The sequence below is a fragment of the Microvirga splendida genome (assembly GCF_016427565.1).
GTDB classification, from domain to species: Bacteria; Pseudomonadota; Alphaproteobacteria; order Rhizobiales; family Beijerinckiaceae; genus Microvirga; species Microvirga splendida.
Genome location: NZ_JAELXT010000001.1, coordinates 240,267 through 255,568 on the forward strand (window position 1 = coordinate 240,267; position 15,302 = coordinate 255,568).

Genomic DNA, 15,302 nt, shown 5'->3' on the forward strand with positions numbered 1-15,302 from the left:
ATCCCAAAAGTGGCTTCCACTTTTGGGTCCGATGCTTTAGAACCAAAGCGTCTCACGGGGAGCCTCATACGGGGCTGAGAGGCGGCCAGGCCGCCGACCCGTCGAACCTGATCCGGGTCATGCCGGCGGAGGGAATGAGCATGCGACATCGCCATAAAAGCTATGCCCCGTGCAATTTGCGCCGCCAGTCCGGCCTGCTGCATGCATGGGAGCGCCCTTAAGATGTTACGCCGCCTTCTTCTCACCCTCGCCTCGCTCGGACTGGCCACAGGCCTTGCCCAGGCTCAGACAAAGCCGACGCTCACCGTCTACACTTACAGCTCGTTCGCCGGGAAGTACGGTCCCGCAAAGACCGTCGAGGAACGGTTTGAGGCGACCTGCAACTGCGACCTCACCTGGGTCACCGCCGAGGATGCCGGCAGCCTGCTCGGGCGGCTGCGCCTGGAAGGCCAGAACACCAAAGCCGATGTAGTGGTCGGCCTCGACATGAATCTGATGGCGGAAGCCAAGTCCCTCAACCTGTTTGCCCCCCATGGCGTGGAGGTGAAGGACTTGTCGCTTCCCATCGATTGGAAGGACGACACCTTCATTCCCTTCGACTGGGGCTACTATGCCTTCGTGTATGACGCCAACAAGCTGCCCAACCCGCCGAAGAGCCTGAAGGAACTGGTCGACAATCCCAACGGCCCGAAGGTTGTGCTGCAGGATCCCCGCACCAGCGCGCCGGGCCTCGGCCTTCTGCTCTGGATGCAGAAGGTCTATGGCGACGACGCCGGCGAGGCTTGGGGCAAGCTCAAGCCCCGCATCGTCACCTTCACTAAGGGCTGGTCGGAGGCCTACGGCCTCTTCCTGAAGGGCGAGGCCGACATGGTGATGTCCTACACCACGTCTCCCGCCTATCACATCGTCGCGGAGAAGAAGGACAACTACAAGGCCGCAGCCTTCAGCGAGGGGCACTACCTGCACGTGGAGCTCGCCGGCATGACGCGCACCACGAAGCAGCCGGAACTCGCCAGGAAGTTCATGGCCTTCATCCTCAGCGAACCGTTCCAGACGGCGATCCCGGAGACCAACTGGATGTACCCGGCGAAGAACCCGCCATCGGGCATGCCTGAGGCTCTCAAGGGGATGATCGAACCGAGCCAGGCGCTTCTCTTCACGCCCGAGGAGGTGCAGGAGAACCGCCGCGCCTTCACCGATGCCTGGCTCAACGCCACGGCGCGCTGATCGCTCATGCTGACCTTGAAGCTGCCCCATCCCGGAAGCCTGGTGGCTTTTGTCATCTTAGGGTTGGTTGCGGGCGGCTTCATCGCGCTTGCCACTTTCGATGGAGGAACGCCGACGCTTTTCTCCATCGGCCCTTATCTCGGCCGCGTGCTCGCCTTCTCGATCATCCAGGCGACGCTCTCGACGGCCCTGTCCCTTGCTCTCGGCATCGGCCTCGCGCTTGCCCTCGTGCGCCGCAGCTTCCCAGGCCGGTATGTTGTTCTTGCGGCCCTGAGCACCACGATGGTGATGCCCACCATCGTGGTCGTCTTCGCAGTCTTCGCCGTCTATGGCCGCAGCGGATGGCTCGCCGAGATGCTCGCGTTTTTCGGATGGGAAGGCGGCTTCAGCATCTTCGGCTATCCCGGCATTCTCATCGCTCACGTGTTCCTGAACGCTCCCTTCGTGGCGCGGGTCACGCTGGATGGCTTGGCCCAGATTCCCGCCGAGCACTGGCGCCTCGCCACCGCATTCGGCTTCACGCCGGCGCAGGTCTTTCGCCACCTCGACTGGCCGGTGCTGCGCGCGGAGCTGCCAGGCATTGCGGGCCTGATCTTCCTCATGTGCTTCAAGAGCTTCGCCATCGTGCTGGCGCTCGGCGGCGGCCCGAGCCGCTCCACCCTTGAGGTGGCGATCTACGAGGCGCTCAAGATCGACCTCGATTTCGGCCGCGTCGCCTGGCTGGCTCTGATCCAGCTCGTGATCTGCCTGTCGATGACGGCACTCCTGCATTGGGCCTTCATCCGCCCGCCCGCCGGGCATACGGTCCGCAGCCTCGTCCGCCGTCCCGATGCAAAGGATCCCCGCCTGAAGATCGTGGATACCGTGCTGCTCGCGATCGGGGCGCTCTTCATCGTTCCCCTCGCCTTCAGCGTCCTGACAGGCCTTCGCAATGTTCCCGACATCATCGGCCTCGATCTTCTCCAGGCCTTCGTCACCAGCATGGTCATCGCTTCCGCCGCCGCAATCATCGCCTGCGTGCTCGCTCTCGCACTCGCCTCCGCGGCACGGCGGAGGCGCCTCGTCCTGCGCTCGCCACGCATCGCAGCCTTCTATGACTTTCTGCCCGATACCCTTCTCGCCATTCCGCCCTTCGCCCTGACGGCGGGCCTCTTCCTGCTGATCCAGCGCTTCGGCGATCCGGCATCCGCCGGTCTGATCCTTCTGCCGCTCATCAATGGGTTGGCCGCCGTGCCATTCGCCTATCGCTATGTCGCGCCCCATCTGCTCACCGTCGAGGAGCGCTATGGCCGGGTGGCAGCCTCGCTCGGCGTCACCGGCTGGGCGAAGCTCACGATCATGGACTGGCCCGTGCTGAGGAAGCCTCTTGCCGCCGGCTTTGCCCTGGCGATGGCTTTGTCGTTCGGCGATTTCGGCATCATCGCGCTGTTCGGCGGCACGGAGCTGGTGACGCTGCCCTACCTTCTCTACGAGCGTCTCGGCGCCTACCGGCTCGATGAGGCGTCGGCCATCGGCCTCGTCATCGTTCTCGTTGCCTTCCTGCTCGCTCATCTTTCAGGTCGCCTGTCCCATGCTGACGATTGAGAACTGCCGCCTGTCATGGCCCGACTTCGTGGCGGACTACACTCTTGCGGTGAAGGCGGGGCACCTGTGCGCCGTCATCGGCCCGTCAGGCGGCGGCAAGACGACCCTGCTGCACATGATCGCCGGCTTCGAGACGCCCGAGAGCGGAACGCTGACCCTCCATGGCCAGAACCTGCTGCCGCTCGAGCCTGCCAAGCGGCCTGTTGCCATCGTCTTTCAGGATCACAACCTGTTTCCTCACCTGAGCGTCACGCAGAACGTGGGCCTGGGCCTCCGGCCCTCCTTGCGTCTGACCGACGGTGAGAAGGCGCTGATCGAAGACACCTTGGAGGCCGTCGGCCTGACCGGGTTCGGCACCCGCAAGCCCGGCGAGATGTCGGGAGGCCAGCGCCAGCGCGTGGCATTGGCGCGCGCCCTGGTCTCCGGCCGACCGCTCATCCTGCTGGATGAGCCCTTCAGCAGCCTCGACCCGACGCTGCGCCGTGACATGATCCTGCTCGTCGACGACATGCGGCGCAAGCGCCCGGTCACCATCCTCATGACGATCCACACGCCGGAGGATGCTGCCGACGTGGCGGATCAAATGGCCTTTGTGGCCGACGGCAGGGTCGTCGCCTCAGGTCCGCCCGCGACCATCCTCAACAGCGCGCTGGCGCCGAGGATCGCGGCGGCCGTCTCGAATTCGTGAACGAAGCCTCGCCTCAGGAACGCGCGGCCAAGACCGAAAGCCCTGCCGCATCGAACACGTGGAGCGCACGAACCGGCACATGGGCCGTATAGGACCCGCCCGGAGCCGCCTCGGTCTCGCCGGGAGCACGGACGATCACATCGTCGCCGCTGGCGAGGCGCATGTAGACGTAGCTCGACTCACCGAGCTGCTCCACGGCATCGATGGTGCCTCTGAGGGGGGTAGCGTCGGCCCCTCCCTCCTCCATGTGCTCGGGCCTGATGCCCACTGTCACGGCATCGCCCGGCTTCACGCTGCCGGGCTTCACGGCCACAGCCGCTTCCGTGCCGGCGAAACCGACCGTGGCCTGGCCTTCGCCTGTCCGAAGAACCTGCCCCTGGATGAAATTCATGCGCGGCGAGCCGATGAAGCCGGCGACGAACAGGTTGCGCGGGTGGCGGTAGAGCTCCAGCGGCGCCCCGACCTGCTCGATCCGGCCCTGGTTCAGCACCACGATCTTGGACGCCAGCGTCATGGCTTCGACCTGATCGTGAGTAACGTAAATCATGGTGGCGCCGAGATCCCGGTGTAGTTTGGCGATTTCCAGGCGCGTGTTGACCCGCAGAGCCGCATCGAGATTCGACAAGGGCTCGTCGAAAAGGAAGACGCTGGGGTTGCGCACGATGGCGCGACCGATAGCGACGCGCTGGCGCTGGCCGCCCGACAGCTCCCGCGGCTTACGGTCGAGCAACGGCGTCAGCTTCAGGATCTCGGCGGCCTGCCGTACCCGGCGGTCCACCTCCGTCTTGTTGGCCTTCGCGAACTTCAGCCCGAAGGCCATGTTCTTGTAGACGCTCATATGCGGGTAGAGCGCGTAGGACTGAAAGACCATGGCGATCTTGCGATCCGCCGGCGGCAACTCGTTCACCCGCCTGTTGCCGATCCGGATCTCGCCGCCGCTCACCGTCTCAAGGCCCGCGATGATGCGCAGCAACGTGGACTTGCCGCAGCCCGACGGACCGACGAAGACGACGAACTCTCCGTCGTCGACGGAAAGGTCGATATCCCGCAGGATCTCCGTCGCTCCGAAGGACTTGGCAACGCCGTGGAGAGAAACCTCAGCCATCGTGGTGAATTCCTGGAATGATGCTCACTTCACGGCGCCGGCGGTCAGGCCGCGCACGAGATAGCGGGAGAAGAGAAGATAGAGAACGAGTACGGGCGCGATCGCCAACGTCAGGGAGGCGAGCACCGCATTCCAGTCCGTCACATACTGGCCGATGAACTGCTGCACACCCAGTGTGATCGTCTGCTTGCCATCGCCGGGCGCGAGGATCAGCGGGAACCAGAGATCGTTCCACACAGGCACCATGGTGAACACGGCGACGGTCGCGATGGCCGGGCTGATGAGGGGCAGGATGATGCTGAAGAAGATCCGGTACTCGCTCACGCCGTCGCAGCGGGCTGCATCGCGCAGATCCTTCGGGATCTGCTGGATGAACTCGCCGAGAATCAGGATCGCGAGCGGCAACCCTTGAGCCACATAGACGAGGATCAGCGCCGTCAGGGTGTTGACGAGGTTCAGCTCCACCATCATGCGCAGGATGCTGACGCTCCCGAGGCGGATTGGCACCATGATGCCGATGGCGAGATAGAGGCTGAGAAGCGTGTTGCCGCGAAAGCGGTATTCGGTCAGCGCCCAGGCGGCCATGGCCCCGATGAGCACGATCAGCACCAGGGATACGACCGTGACGGTCATGCTGTTGAAGAAGTAGAGGCCGAAATCGGAATTGGCGAAGACACGGTCGAAGCCGATGGTGGTCAGGGTCTGGGCATTGGGAAGGCCGAGCGGGTCGGCGAAGATCGCCCGGCGTGTCTTGAAGGCGTTGATCAGGATGAGAAAAATCGGGCCTAGTGCCAGGATCGTGTAGAGGATCAGCGCGATATGGACGGCGATGCGGCCGGGCCTGACGGTCATGTCCCGGTCTCCTTTAAAAGGTGTGCCGCTGCAGCCGCCGCTGCACGCCAAACAGGTAAATCAGAATGCCGATCAGGATGATGATCAGCATCGCGGTCGCCACCGCCGCACCCATGGTCGGGCTGCCGACCTGAAGCTGGAAGCCGAAGAAGGTGCGATAGAAGAAGGTGCCGAGAATATCGGTTGAGAAATTCGGGCCGGCGAGCGCGCCCTTAATTGCGTAGATCAGGTCGAAGGCGTTGAAATTTGCCACGAAGGTCAGGATCGAGACAACACCAAGCGTCGGCAGGATCAGAGGCAGGCGCACGAACCAGAACACGCTGAACGGCCCTGCACCGTCGACAGTCGCCGCATCGAGCAGATCGTCGGGGATGTTCAGAAGGGCCGCATAGATCAGCATCATCGGGATGCCGACGAATTGCCACACAGAAATGAGGGAGACTGTCAGCAGAGCCGTCGATTCCTGCCCCAGCCAGGGGCCGAACAAGCCGCCCAGCCCCACTGCCTTCAGAAGGCTCGGCGCGATGCCCCAGAGAGGGTTGAGGATCAGCTGCCAGATGAAGCCGATGATGACCACGGAAAGCATGGTCGGCAGGAAGATGAGCGTGCGATAGACGCTGCCGCCGGTCAGCCGCGGCAGGCTGAGCAGCATGGCTAATCCTAACCCGATGCCGTTCTGCACCACCATATGAATGGCGAAGAAGATCAGGTTGTTGGTGAGCGCATTCCAGAACTGGCCCGACCAGTTGGGATCCATCAGGAGCGTCTCGAAATTCTGCAGCCCGACGAAGCTGCGCGCGCCTGTCTCATCGCCGGCATAGAGGCTCAGGCGGATGGTGTCGATCAGCGGGTAGATCGAGAACAGCGTGTAGATCGCGAGCGCAGGTGCAAGAAACACCGCGATATGGATCGGGAAGCGCGAACGGGCTGGAACCACGTCCGTCGACTGCACGCTGGAGGCCGTGAGATCCGTCATGCTTGCCTGAAATCGAGGAGAGTAAGAGCGGGCCGCCCATCCGAACGGCCCGCTTACAGTGCTTCGCTTACTTCTTGTGCGGCTCGTACCAGCTGGCGAGGCCGTCCTCGACCTTCTTGGCCGCTTCTTCGGGCTTCATGGTGCCGTTCATCACTTGGGCGCTCACGTTCCAGAGCTCGTTCTCGAGGTTCGGCGTGCCGCGGGACAGGATCTGGTAGGAATTGCGGATCGAGCTTTCGCAATCGCCGCGCCAGCCGACGAACTTGGCCGCCACTGGGTCCTTCACCTCCACCTTTGCCTTGGAGAGCGGGAAGAAGCCCGGCAGCTCGTTGGCGTAGATCTCGGCGAATTCAGGCGACGCCAACCAGGACAGGAAGGTCTTGGCGGCTTCCATGTTCTGCGACTTGGCATTGATGCCGAGGGCGATGTCGGTGTGGTCGCTGATGTAGCACTTGTCGCCGGCATTCACCACGGGCGGCGCAAAGGCGTCGAACTCGAAATCGGCCTGCTTGCGGAAGATCGGCACATCCCAGGAGCCGGCCGGATAGATCGCCGCGCGGCCCAGGGTGAACAGGTTCTGCGTATCCGGGTATTTCTGGGCCTTGTAGCCGTCGCCCATATAGGGAGCCCAGCTCGCCAGTTCCTTGAACGTGTCCACGTAGGGCTTGTCGGTGAATTTCTGCTTGCCCTCGATGAGCGCCTTGCGGCCCTCCTCGCCCTTCCAGTAGTTCACGCCGATGTTCTGGAAGCCCATGGTGGCGGCTTCCCACTGATCGGCCGTGCCCATGGCGATGGGCGTATACTTGCCGTCGGCCTTGATCTTGTCGAGCACCGCATGGAATTCGGCCATGGTCTTCGGCGGCGTCAGCTTCAGCTCGTCGAAGATCTCCTTGTTGTAGACGAAGCCGTGGATCACCGAGGCCATCGGCATGCAGAAGGTGGTCTTGCCGTCGTCCGTGGACCAGGCGCTCTTGGCCACATCCGAGAAATTCTCGATGCCCTTCACGTCGTTAATGGAAACGAGATTGCCCTTCTTGAACAGGTCGAGGGACGCGTCGAAAGGACGGCAGGTGATGAGGTCCCCGGCCGTCCCGCCGGCCAGGCGTGCATTGAGCGCGGCATTGTACTCGGTCGGCGGATCGGCCTTGAACTGCACCTTGATATTCGGGTGCTTCTTGTTGAAGGCCGGAATGATCTTGTTGTTCCAAACCTCCGCATCGTCGTTGCGCCAGCTCTCAATGGTGAGGGTCTGGGCCGAGGCGGCGTTGGCGAAAGCCAGGGCGGCCGCGACGACGGATGCCGTCGCCAGCAGCTGTCCCGCACGACGCCGGAAAGCCTTCGAATGGAGCGTCTTCATCGTTTTCGTCCTCCGTACTCCAGAGGCGGCGTCGAAGCCCGCCTCCGAGCATGTTCCCTTTTGTTGCCCCGTGCCCATTTTGTGCATTCTTGTGCCTTCCAGCGGGCAGCCATGACTGTTTCACTGGTCGATGCGTTGGACAAGTGACCTCATATTGGTATCGGCAAAATTCAAAGACAACTCCCCTTCGGCCGGATCTTCTGGAAACTGCCGACCTCCCTCCGCGCTCTCGCGAATCTGCATCCACAGGGTCGACATGCAGGACCTTGGGCAATGAAGCTGCCGCCCCTTCCCGAACTGGACATTAAGTGGCATTGTGCCGTCCGAATGTCCGATCCTGAGATCCCTCCACGCATGACCGACCTCCTGTTCCTTGGCATCGATGGCGGCGGCACCAAGTGCCGGGCGCGTCTGCGCAATGAGCAGGGCGATCTGCTGGGGGAAGGGACGGGCGGCCCGTCCAATATCCGTCTCGATCCAGACGTGGTCTGGAACTCGATTCTGACGGCGTGCCGCGAAGCGCTGTCCCAGGCAGGGCTTCAGGAGAGCGACCTCGGCCGGGTTCATGCCGGCATGGGTGCTGCAGGCGCGGGCCAGACCAGCGCGGTCGAGCGCCTGCTGGCACGCTCCCATCCCTTTGCATCCTTCGAGATCGAAACGGATGCCCACACCGCCTGGCTCGGCGCCTTCAACGGAGGCGACGGGGCGATTCTCATCGTCGGCACCGGCTCCTGCGGCTATGGGGGCGTGAGCGGCCAGTGCCACTACGTTGGAGGCTGGGGCTATGAGGTGTCCGACGAGGGCAGCGGCGCCGCCATCGGGCGAGAACTTCTGCGCCACTGCATCTGGGCCCATGACGGGCGCGCCCCATCGACCCCGCTCTCGGACGCGGTGCTGGCCGAGTTCAAGAACGACCTCGAGATCCTGGTCGACTGGGTCGGCAAAGCCCGGCCGAGCGATTACGGGCGCTATGCGCCGCTCGTCCTTGACTATGCCGAGCGGCGGGACCCGCTCGGCATCGAGCTGGTTGCGAGCGCTGCCGCCGGGTTGGGCCTGATCGCCACCCGCCTGCTCGACCTGGGCGCTCCGGCCATCTGCCTCTTCGGCGGCTTGGCCGAGCCCATGCGCCCCTGGCTGCCGCCTCCTGTCCAGCGGACCATTGCGCCCCCCATGGCCGATGCTGTCGACGGCGCCATCCTGCTCGCCCGCACGGCCATGGCAGAGAGGCTCTCATGACCCATCAAGCCGGCGAGGCCCTGTCGCTTCTTCCCCTGAACGAGGCCAATCCGACGCCTCTCTATCTCCAGCTACAGCAATCCATCGAGGAAGCGGTGCGCAAGGGCGCGCTCAAGGCCGATGCAGCCCTGCCCGGAGAGCGGGATCTTGCCAAGCAGCTCGGCATTTCGCGCGTCACCGTGCGCAAGGCCATCACGGGCCTCGTGCAGAAAGGCGTGCTCGTTCAGCGCTGGGGCTCAGGCACCTTCATCGCGCAGCAGATGCGGCTGGAGCAGCCCCTGTCCCGCCTGTCGAGCTTCACGGACGACATGTCGGCCCGCGGCCTGAAATCCTCGGCCGTGATGCTGAGCCGGTCGACAGGGCAGGCCTCGACGGACGAGCTGATGGCGCTCGGTCTCTCGCCCGGCGACCGGGTGAGCCGCGTCAATCGCCTGCGCCTGGCGAACGGCATTCCCATGGCCATCGAGAACGCCGTCATCCCGTCTCGGGTTCTGCCGGATCCCTCCCTGGTGCAGCAATCCCTTTATGCAGTGCTGCACGAGAAGGGCTTCATGCCGACGCGCGCCCTTCAGCGGCTGCACGCAGTGCTCCTGACAGAGGAACAGGCTTCGCTCCTCGGCGTTCCGCCCCAGAGCCCGGCGCTTTATATCGAGCGCCGGTCGTTCACGGCCACCGGTGAAGTGGTCGAATTCACCTCGTCCTACTACCGGGGCGATGCCTATGATTTCGTGGCCGAGCTGACGATCAGCCAGCCCGAACGGATGCACAATGATGACACCTGAAACGAACAGCGCTGTTTCCACCGTCACGGCCATGCTGCGCGAAGCGCAGGAGGCCCCCCAGGTGGTGGCGCGCCTGCTCGACAACAACGCATCCCTCTGCCGGGAGCTGGGCGAGCGCCTGCGCGCCTCCGCTCCGCCCTTTGCGGTGACCTGCGCACGGGGCAGCTCGGACAACGCGGCGACCTTCGTCAAATATCTGCTCGAGATCCACTCCGGTCTGGTGACGGCTTCCGTCGGCCCTTCGGTGACATCCGTCTACGAGGCGCGCCCGCGCATGCGCGATGCGCTGTTCCTCGCCGTGTCGCAATCGGGTCGCAGCCCCGACATTCTCAACCTTGCCCAGGCGGGACGCGATGACGGCGCGCTGACGGTCGCGCTGGTGAACGACACCTCCTCGCCGCTCGCTTCCACCTGCGAGGTCGTGCTGCCGCTGCATGCCGGCCCCGAGAAGAGCGTGGCAGCCACGAAATCCTTCATCGCGGCGCTGGCAGCGGGCCTGCAGCTCGTCGCTCATTGGTCCCAGGACCAGGGTCTGCTGAACGCGCTCGACACGCTGCCCGACGTGCTCGCCAAAGCATCCGCCGTCGATTGGTCGCCCGCGCTGCCGCTCCTGTCGGACGCCGACAACCTCTTCGTCGTCGGACGCGGCGTCGGCTTCGCCGTGGCCCAGGAAGCCGCGCTCAAGCTCAAGGAGACCTCGGGCGTGCATGCGGAAGCCATGAGCGCCGCCGAGTTGATGCACGGCCCCTGGACCCTGGCCGGCGACCACTTCCCCATCATGGTCCTGAGCCAGCAGGACGAGACCCTGAACGGCGTCAACGATCTCGTGACGAGGCTGAACGAACAGGGGGTCCCTGTCGTGGTCGCAGGTGCGGCCGAGGGCCCTGCTTCCGTCATGCTGCCGGCCGTCGAGGATGTTCACCCCTATCTCGCGCCGATTGCCCTCATTCAGAGCTTCTATCCCCTCGTGAGCGCCATTGCGCTGGCACGCGGGCGCAATCCCGACAACCCGCCGCGCCTGCGCAAGGTGACGGAGACCGTCTGATGCCCATCGCTCTGACCGGAGCCCGCGTGTTCGACGGCTCGCACATGCTCGACGGCCGCGCCGTCGTGATCGAGAGCGGCCGCATTGCCGCCGTGCCGCATGAGCGGGACCTCGGCGCCGGAATTAAGCGCCGCGCGGTGAGCGGCCTCCTGGCGCCCGGCTTCATCGACGTTCAGGTCAATGGCGGCGGCGGTGTCCTCTACAACGACGTGCGCAGCGTCGAAGGAATCAGGACCATCGCGCAGGCGCACCGGGCCTACGGCACCACCGGCCTCCTGCCGACCTTCATCACCGATACGCGCGAGATGATGGCGGAAGGAGTCGAGGCCATGCGCGAGGCTCTGGCTTCTCGCATTCCCGGCGTTCTCGGCATCCATGTCGAAGGCCCCTTCATCAGCCCCGAGCGCAAGGGTGTGCACAACCCCGCCTTCATGCGCCCGATGGAGGAGGAGGATATCGCCATCCTGACCTCGTTGAAGGAAGGCCGCACCCTGGTGACGCTCGCGCCCGAGCGCAACGGCATGGATTCCATCGCGCGGCTCGCTTCAGCCGGCGTTCTGATCTGCGCCGGGCATACGGCAAGCGACTACGACACCGTCATGGAGGCGATCCGGCACGGCTTGCGCGGCTTCACGCATCTCTTCAACGCCATGCCGCCGCTCGCCGGCCGCGACCCGGGCCCCGTGGGTGCGGCGCTCGACAGCCCGGATACGTGGTGCGGCCTCATCGTCGACGGGCATCATGTAAGCGATGCCGCCTTGCGTGTGGCGATCGCCGCCAAGGGCGCGGAGCGCATGATGCTCGTGACCGACGCCATGTCTGTGACCGGCACGGACCTGACGAGCTTCGAGCTCCACGGCCGCACGATCTACCGCAAGGACGGCCGGCTTACCACGGAGGACGGAACGCTCGCCGGCTCCGACCTCGACATGGCGAGCGCCGTGCGCAACAGCGTCGAGCGGCTGGGCCTCGCCTTGCCGGACGTGCTGCGCATGGCGTCGCTTGCACCGGCGAGTTTCCTGCGCCTCGATCACGAGCTCGGCCGCATCGCGCCGGGCTACCGCGCCGACCTCGTCCTTCTCGACGAGAGCCTGCAGGTGCGGCAGACTTGGATCGGTGGGCAAAGCGAATAAGGGGTAAGCGTCGATGAGCGCGCAGCGGGTTCTGGTCGTCGGCCTCGGCAACATGGGCCTGTCCCATGCCCTCGCCTACACGCGGATCGAGGGCTACGAAGTGGCAGGGCTCTGCACGCGCAACATCGAGACCATGGTATTGCCTGAGGCTCTGAATGGTGCTCCACGGTTCAGCGATTTCGAGAAAGCGCTGACGGCGACAAAGCCGGACGTGGTGTCCATCAACACCTGGTCTGACACCCATGCGCCTTATGCGATCCGGGCCATGGAAGCAGGCGCCCATGTTTTCGTGGAAAAGCCCCTGGCCGATACGGTCGAGGATGCGCAGCGGGTCGTTGATACGGCCATGCGCACCGGGCGCAAGCTCGTCATCGGCTACATCCTTCGCCACCACCCCTCCTGGATCAAGTTCATCGAACTCGCCAGGACGCTCGGCACGCCTCACGTCTTCCGCATGAACCTCAACCAGCAATCGAGCGGAGCCGCCTGGGAGGCGCACAAGAGATTGCTGCAATCCCTCTCCCCCATCGTCGATTGCGGCGTGCATTACGTCGACGTCATGTGCCAAATCACGAAGGCCAAGCCCGTGCAGGTCCATGGCGTCGGCACCCGCCTGACGGAGGACATGCCGGCCGGCATGTACAATTACGGCCATCTCCATGTGACCTTCGACGACGGTTCTGTCGGCTGGTACGAGGCCGGCTGGGGACCCATGATGAGCGAGACCGCCTATTTCGTGAAGGACGTGATCGGCCCGAAGGGCAGCGTCAGCATCGTCATGGCCGAGACGGCGGGCGACATCCGCTCCGACGACATCAACGCTCACACGAAGACCAACCAGATCCTTCTCCACCATGCCGCCTTGAAGGACGACGGCACCTTCGCGAGGGCCGACGAGCGGATCAGCACCACGGACGAGCCGGACCACGACGATCTGTGCGAGCGCGAGCAGCGCTACCTGCTGTGGGCGATTCAGGAGGACCTGGACCTGACGGATCACATGAACGACGCCGTTCGTTCCTTACGCATCGTGCTCGCGGCCGACGAGGCGGTGCGGACAGGCCGGGTGGTGACGCTCTGAGCGTCAGCCCTTCGCGTAGAGAACGAAACTGCGGCTTTTTCCGGCAAACTCCCGGTCGTATTCCCGCTCCACACGCCAGCCGTGACGCTCATAGAAGTGGCGAGCCGCATGGTTGTCGCGGAAGCACTCGAGGGTTCGCGCATCTCGCTGTTCGGCCTCCTTCAGGAGAGCCGCACCGCCTCCCCTGCCGCTGGCTGCGGGATCCATGAACAGCATATCGATGTGCCCGCCCGTCAAAAGCAGGAAGCCTGCGGGCGCTTCGCCTGAACACGCGACCAGCATTCCCTCCCACGACGAAGCGAAACGCGTCGCAAAGAAGGTGGCGTCTCGGCTTTCGAGCACATCCGGCTCCAGGATGTTCTCAAAGGCAGCCCGGTAAGACCTCTCGGCGATAGCTGCCAAAGCTGGAATGTCATCTGCTCCGGCAGGCCGCACGATCACGGCTGTCCTCTCAGACGCGGATCGAGGGTATCGCGCAGGGCGTCGCCCAGGAGATTGAAACCGAAGGACAGGAACAGGATGGCGAAGCCCGCGAAGATCGCGCTCCAGGGGGACAGCATGAGGAAGTTGCGTCCCTCCGACAGCATCAGGCCGAGCGAAGGGGTCGGCGGCTGGGTGCCGAGACCGAGGAACGAGAGCGAGGCTTCCACCAGGATGGCGGCGGAGAGCAGCAGGCTCGTCTGGACCAGGATGACGGAGGCGAGATTCGGCAGGATGTGCAGAAAAATGATGCGCGCATCCGACGCCCCGATGGCGCGGGCGCCGGCCACGTACTCGCTCTCGCACAAGACGAGTGCCGGACCGCGCAGAAGCCTTGCGAAGATCGGCGTGTAGACCACCGCAATGGCGGCGGCCGCGCTGTAGGTGTGCGGGCCCAGCACCGCGATGATGCCGATGGCAAGCAGCATCACCGGGAAGGCGAAGAGCACATCCATGATGCGCATGATGATCCGGTCGAGCCAGCCGCGGTAATAGGCAGCAACAAGCCCAAGCGCGCCTCCGGTACAAAGCGCGATGCCGACGGCGAGCAGACAGGCAATGAGCGAGGTGCGGTAGCCGTAAAGGATGCGGGTGAGCACGTCGCGACCCAGCTGATCGGTGCCGAACCAGTTCAACTCGGTCGGCGCGCGCAGCCGCCGTGCCACGCTCTGCGCCATAGGGTCGTAAGGCGCGAACAACGGCGCACCGAGGGCGAGGATGATCTGGATCGCCACCAGGACGACCGCGAAGGTGAGGAGCTTGTTCTTGGCCAGACGCTGCACGGCTTTTAGGCCCTCACGCGGGGATCGACCACGATGTAGAGAAGGTCGACGAGAAAATTCACGAGGACGAAGCCTGCCGTGACCACCAGGATGGTGGCCTGGATCAGCGGGTAGTTGCGCTCGGCGATGGCTCCGAGAATGAGTCGGCCGAGGCCCGGAATGGCGAAGACCTGCTCGACCACGATGGCGCCGCCGAGGAGATAGCCCGTCATGATGCCGACGCTGGTGAGGAACGGGATCAGCGCGTTGCGCAGGGCATGCTTGTAGACCACCTTGCGCTCGGCCAAGCCCTTGGCGCGCGCGGTGCGGATGTAGTCCTGACCCAAGGCATCGAGCATGGCCGAGCGCACGAGGCGCGAGAGATTGGCAAGGATCGGCAGCGCCAGGGCGATGGCCGGCAGGGTCATCCGCTGCAGATTGCCGACGGGATCCTCCGAGAACGGCACATAGCCGAGGGACGCGAAGCCCGGCGCCCAGGCGGCCAGAAGCAGGATCAGCACGATGCCGAGCCAGAAGGAGGGAATCGTGAGGCCGGCGATGGCCGTCACGCGCATCGCCACATCGGCGGCACCGCCGCGGGTTTGCGCCATCAGGCAGCCGACGGGCACCGCCAGCACGGCGCCGACGAGAAGCGCCAGGAAGGTGAGCTCCAGCGTCGGCCACAGGTGCAGGAGGATTTCGCCCGCCACGGGCCGACCCGTCCAGAGCGAGGTGCCGAAATCGCCGCGCAGTGCAGCGCCCGCCCAAAGCAGATACTGCTCGACGATGGGGCGGTCGAGACCGACGCGCCGGTTGAGCTCCGCCATGCGCTCGGGCGTGATCTCGGTATTCGCCCCCAGCATGATCGCGACCGCGTCGCCCGGAATCAGGCGGATCATCAGGAACACGATGATCGACACGCCGAACAGGACAATGACGAGGTCGATAAGGCGGGCGAGCAGAACGCGATTCATGCAGGCGGGCTCTTCTGATAA

The 15,302-nt window shown here is 64.6% G+C and carries 15 protein-coding genes and 1 riboswitch; of the genes, 8 read left to right on the top strand and 7 right to left on the bottom strand.

Annotation, left to right across the window (positions count from 1 at the left end; translation table 11 throughout):
• The first annotated feature begins 45 nt into the window (after positions 1-45).
• Positions 46-152, top strand: a riboswitch (TPP riboswitch).
• Positions 153-222: 70 nt separating this feature from the next.
• Genes thiB through JAO75_RS01180 form a run of 3 tightly spaced genes read left to right on the top strand, consistent with a single transcriptional unit; the run spans position 223 to position 3,499 of the window.
• Entirely contained in the window at positions 223-1,227 is a 1,005-nt protein-coding gene (gene thiB, locus JAO75_RS01170) for a thiamine ABC transporter substrate binding subunit (RefSeq protein WP_199045946.1), read from the top strand.
• Positions 1,228-1,233: 6 nt separating this feature from the next.
• On the top strand, positions 1,234-2,811 hold the full coding sequence (locus JAO75_RS01175; RefSeq protein ID WP_199045947.1) for an ABC transporter permease subunit: 1,578 nt from the start codon (positions 1,234-1,236) through the stop codon (positions 2,809-2,811).
• Positions 2,798-3,499 (top strand): thiamine ABC transporter ATP-binding protein, encoded by a 702-nt coding sequence (locus tag JAO75_RS01180; protein WP_199045949.1) that lies wholly within the window; start codon positions 2,798-2,800, stop codon positions 3,497-3,499. Before JAO75_RS01175 ends, JAO75_RS01180 begins: the two co-directional genes overlap by 14 nt.
• Before the next feature lie 13 nt (positions 3,500-3,512).
• Here the strand turns inward: JAO75_RS01180 and JAO75_RS01185 are convergent, their stop codons facing one another.
• The 4 genes from JAO75_RS01185 to JAO75_RS01200 all read right to left on the bottom strand — a co-directional run bounded on the left by JAO75_RS01185 (position 3,513) and on the right by JAO75_RS01200 (position 7,789).
• On the bottom strand, positions 3,513-4,604 hold the full coding sequence (locus JAO75_RS01185) for an ABC transporter ATP-binding protein (protein ID WP_199045951.1): 1,092 nt from the start codon (positions 4,602-4,604) through the stop codon (positions 3,513-3,515).
• A gap of 24 nt (positions 4,605-4,628) precedes the next feature.
• Positions 4,629-5,456 carry a carbohydrate ABC transporter permease gene (locus JAO75_RS01190; protein ID WP_199045953.1) on the bottom strand — a complete coding sequence of 276 codons (828 nt, stop codon included), beginning with the start codon at positions 5,454-5,456 and terminating at the stop codon, positions 4,629-4,631.
• Positions 5,457-5,469: 13 nt separating this feature from the next.
• Positions 5,470-6,432 (bottom strand): carbohydrate ABC transporter permease, encoded by a 963-nt coding sequence (locus tag JAO75_RS01195; protein WP_210340128.1) that lies wholly within the window; start codon positions 6,430-6,432, stop codon positions 5,470-5,472.
• A 67-nt stretch (positions 6,433-6,499) separates the two neighbouring features.
• Positions 6,500-7,789 (bottom strand): ABC transporter substrate-binding protein, encoded by a 1,290-nt coding sequence (locus JAO75_RS01200; protein WP_199045955.1) that lies wholly within the window; start codon positions 7,787-7,789, stop codon positions 6,500-6,502.
• Between the two features lie 354 nt (positions 7,790-8,143).
• On the opposite strand from JAO75_RS01200, the gene JAO75_RS01205 reads away from it, so the two are divergent.
• Genes JAO75_RS01205 through JAO75_RS01225 form a run of 5 tightly spaced genes read left to right on the top strand, consistent with a single transcriptional unit; the run spans position 8,144 to position 13,066 of the window.
• Positions 8,144-9,025: a glucosamine kinase nucleotide-binding domain-containing protein gene (locus JAO75_RS01205; protein ID WP_199045957.1), complete on the top strand. Its 882-nt coding sequence runs from the start codon at positions 8,144-8,146 to the stop codon at positions 9,023-9,025.
• A complete protein-coding gene (locus tag JAO75_RS01210) occupies positions 9,022-9,807 on the top strand; it encodes a GntR family transcriptional regulator (RefSeq protein ID WP_199045959.1) in 786 nt (261 codons plus the stop codon). The genes JAO75_RS01205 and JAO75_RS01210 overlap by 4 nt, the downstream gene beginning before the upstream one ends.
• A complete protein-coding gene (locus tag JAO75_RS01215) occupies positions 9,794-10,852 on the top strand; it encodes an SIS domain-containing protein (RefSeq protein ID WP_199045961.1) in 1,059 nt (352 codons plus the stop codon). Before JAO75_RS01210 ends, JAO75_RS01215 begins: the two co-directional genes overlap by 14 nt.
• Positions 10,852-11,985, top strand: a complete 1,134-nt coding sequence (gene nagA, locus JAO75_RS01220) for an N-acetylglucosamine-6-phosphate deacetylase (protein WP_199045963.1) — start codon at positions 10,852-10,854, stop codon at positions 11,983-11,985. Before JAO75_RS01215 ends, nagA begins: the two co-directional genes overlap by 1 nt.
• A gap of 13 nt (positions 11,986-11,998) precedes the next feature.
• Positions 11,999-13,066 (top strand): Gfo/Idh/MocA family oxidoreductase, encoded by a 1,068-nt coding sequence (locus JAO75_RS01225; RefSeq protein ID WP_199045965.1) that lies wholly within the window; start codon positions 11,999-12,001, stop codon positions 13,064-13,066.
• Between the two features lie 3 nt (positions 13,067-13,069).
• Here the strand turns inward: JAO75_RS01225 and JAO75_RS24725 are convergent, their stop codons facing one another.
• From JAO75_RS24725 to JAO75_RS01240, 3 genes are read right to left on the bottom strand one after another with little or no spacing between them, the layout of a single operon-like run.
• Positions 13,070-13,507, bottom strand: coding sequence for a GNAT family N-acetyltransferase (locus JAO75_RS24725; RefSeq protein WP_199045967.1), 438 nt, complete (start codon positions 13,505-13,507; stop codon positions 13,070-13,072).
• Positions 13,504-14,328: an ABC transporter permease subunit gene (locus JAO75_RS01235; protein ID WP_199045969.1), complete on the bottom strand. Its 825-nt coding sequence runs from the start codon at positions 14,326-14,328 to the stop codon at positions 13,504-13,506. Before JAO75_RS01235 ends, JAO75_RS24725 begins: the two co-directional genes overlap by 4 nt.
• Positions 14,329-14,333: 5 nt before the next feature.
• Positions 14,334-15,281 (bottom strand): ABC transporter permease, encoded by a 948-nt coding sequence (locus JAO75_RS01240; protein ID WP_199045971.1) that lies wholly within the window; start codon positions 15,279-15,281, stop codon positions 14,334-14,336.
• Between the last annotated feature and the right edge of the window lie 21 nt (positions 15,282-15,302).

Excerpts from the sequence above, each read along its gene's own strand:
- thiB (WP_199045946.1), top strand. The coding sequence starts at position 223 with ATGTTACGCCGCCTTCTTCTCACCCTCGCCTCGCTCGGACTGGCCACA.
- JAO75_RS01175 (WP_199045947.1), top strand. The coding sequence starts at position 1,234 with ATGCTGACCTTGAAGCTGCCCCATCCCGGAAGCCTGGTGGCTTTTGTC.
- JAO75_RS01180 (WP_199045949.1), top strand. The coding sequence starts at position 2,798 with ATGCTGACGATTGAGAACTGCCGCCTGTCATGGCCCGACTTCGTGGCG.
- JAO75_RS01185 (WP_199045951.1), bottom strand. The coding sequence starts at position 4,604 with ATGGCTGAGGTTTCTCTCCACGGCGTTGCCAAGTCCTTCGGAGCGACG.
- JAO75_RS01190 (WP_199045953.1), bottom strand. The coding sequence starts at position 5,456 with ATGACCGTCAGGCCCGGCCGCATCGCCGTCCATATCGCGCTGATCCTC.
- JAO75_RS01195 (WP_210340128.1), bottom strand. The coding sequence starts at position 6,432 with ATGACGGATCTCACGGCCTCCAGCGTGCAGTCGACGGACGTGGTTCCA.
- JAO75_RS01200 (WP_199045955.1), bottom strand. The coding sequence starts at position 7,789 with ATGAAGACGCTCCATTCGAAGGCTTTCCGGCGTCGTGCGGGACAGCTG.
- JAO75_RS01205 (WP_199045957.1), top strand. The coding sequence starts at position 8,144 with ATGACCGACCTCCTGTTCCTTGGCATCGATGGCGGCGGCACCAAGTGC.
- JAO75_RS01210 (WP_199045959.1), top strand. The coding sequence starts at position 9,022 with ATGACCCATCAAGCCGGCGAGGCCCTGTCGCTTCTTCCCCTGAACGAG.
- JAO75_RS01215 (WP_199045961.1), top strand. The coding sequence starts at position 9,794 with ATGATGACACCTGAAACGAACAGCGCTGTTTCCACCGTCACGGCCATG.
- nagA (WP_199045963.1), top strand. The coding sequence starts at position 10,852 with ATGCCCATCGCTCTGACCGGAGCCCGCGTGTTCGACGGCTCGCACATG.
- JAO75_RS01225 (WP_199045965.1), top strand. The coding sequence starts at position 11,999 with ATGAGCGCGCAGCGGGTTCTGGTCGTCGGCCTCGGCAACATGGGCCTG.
- JAO75_RS01240 (WP_199045971.1), bottom strand. The coding sequence starts at position 15,281 with ATGAATCGCGTTCTGCTCGCCCGCCTTATCGACCTCGTCATTGTCCTG.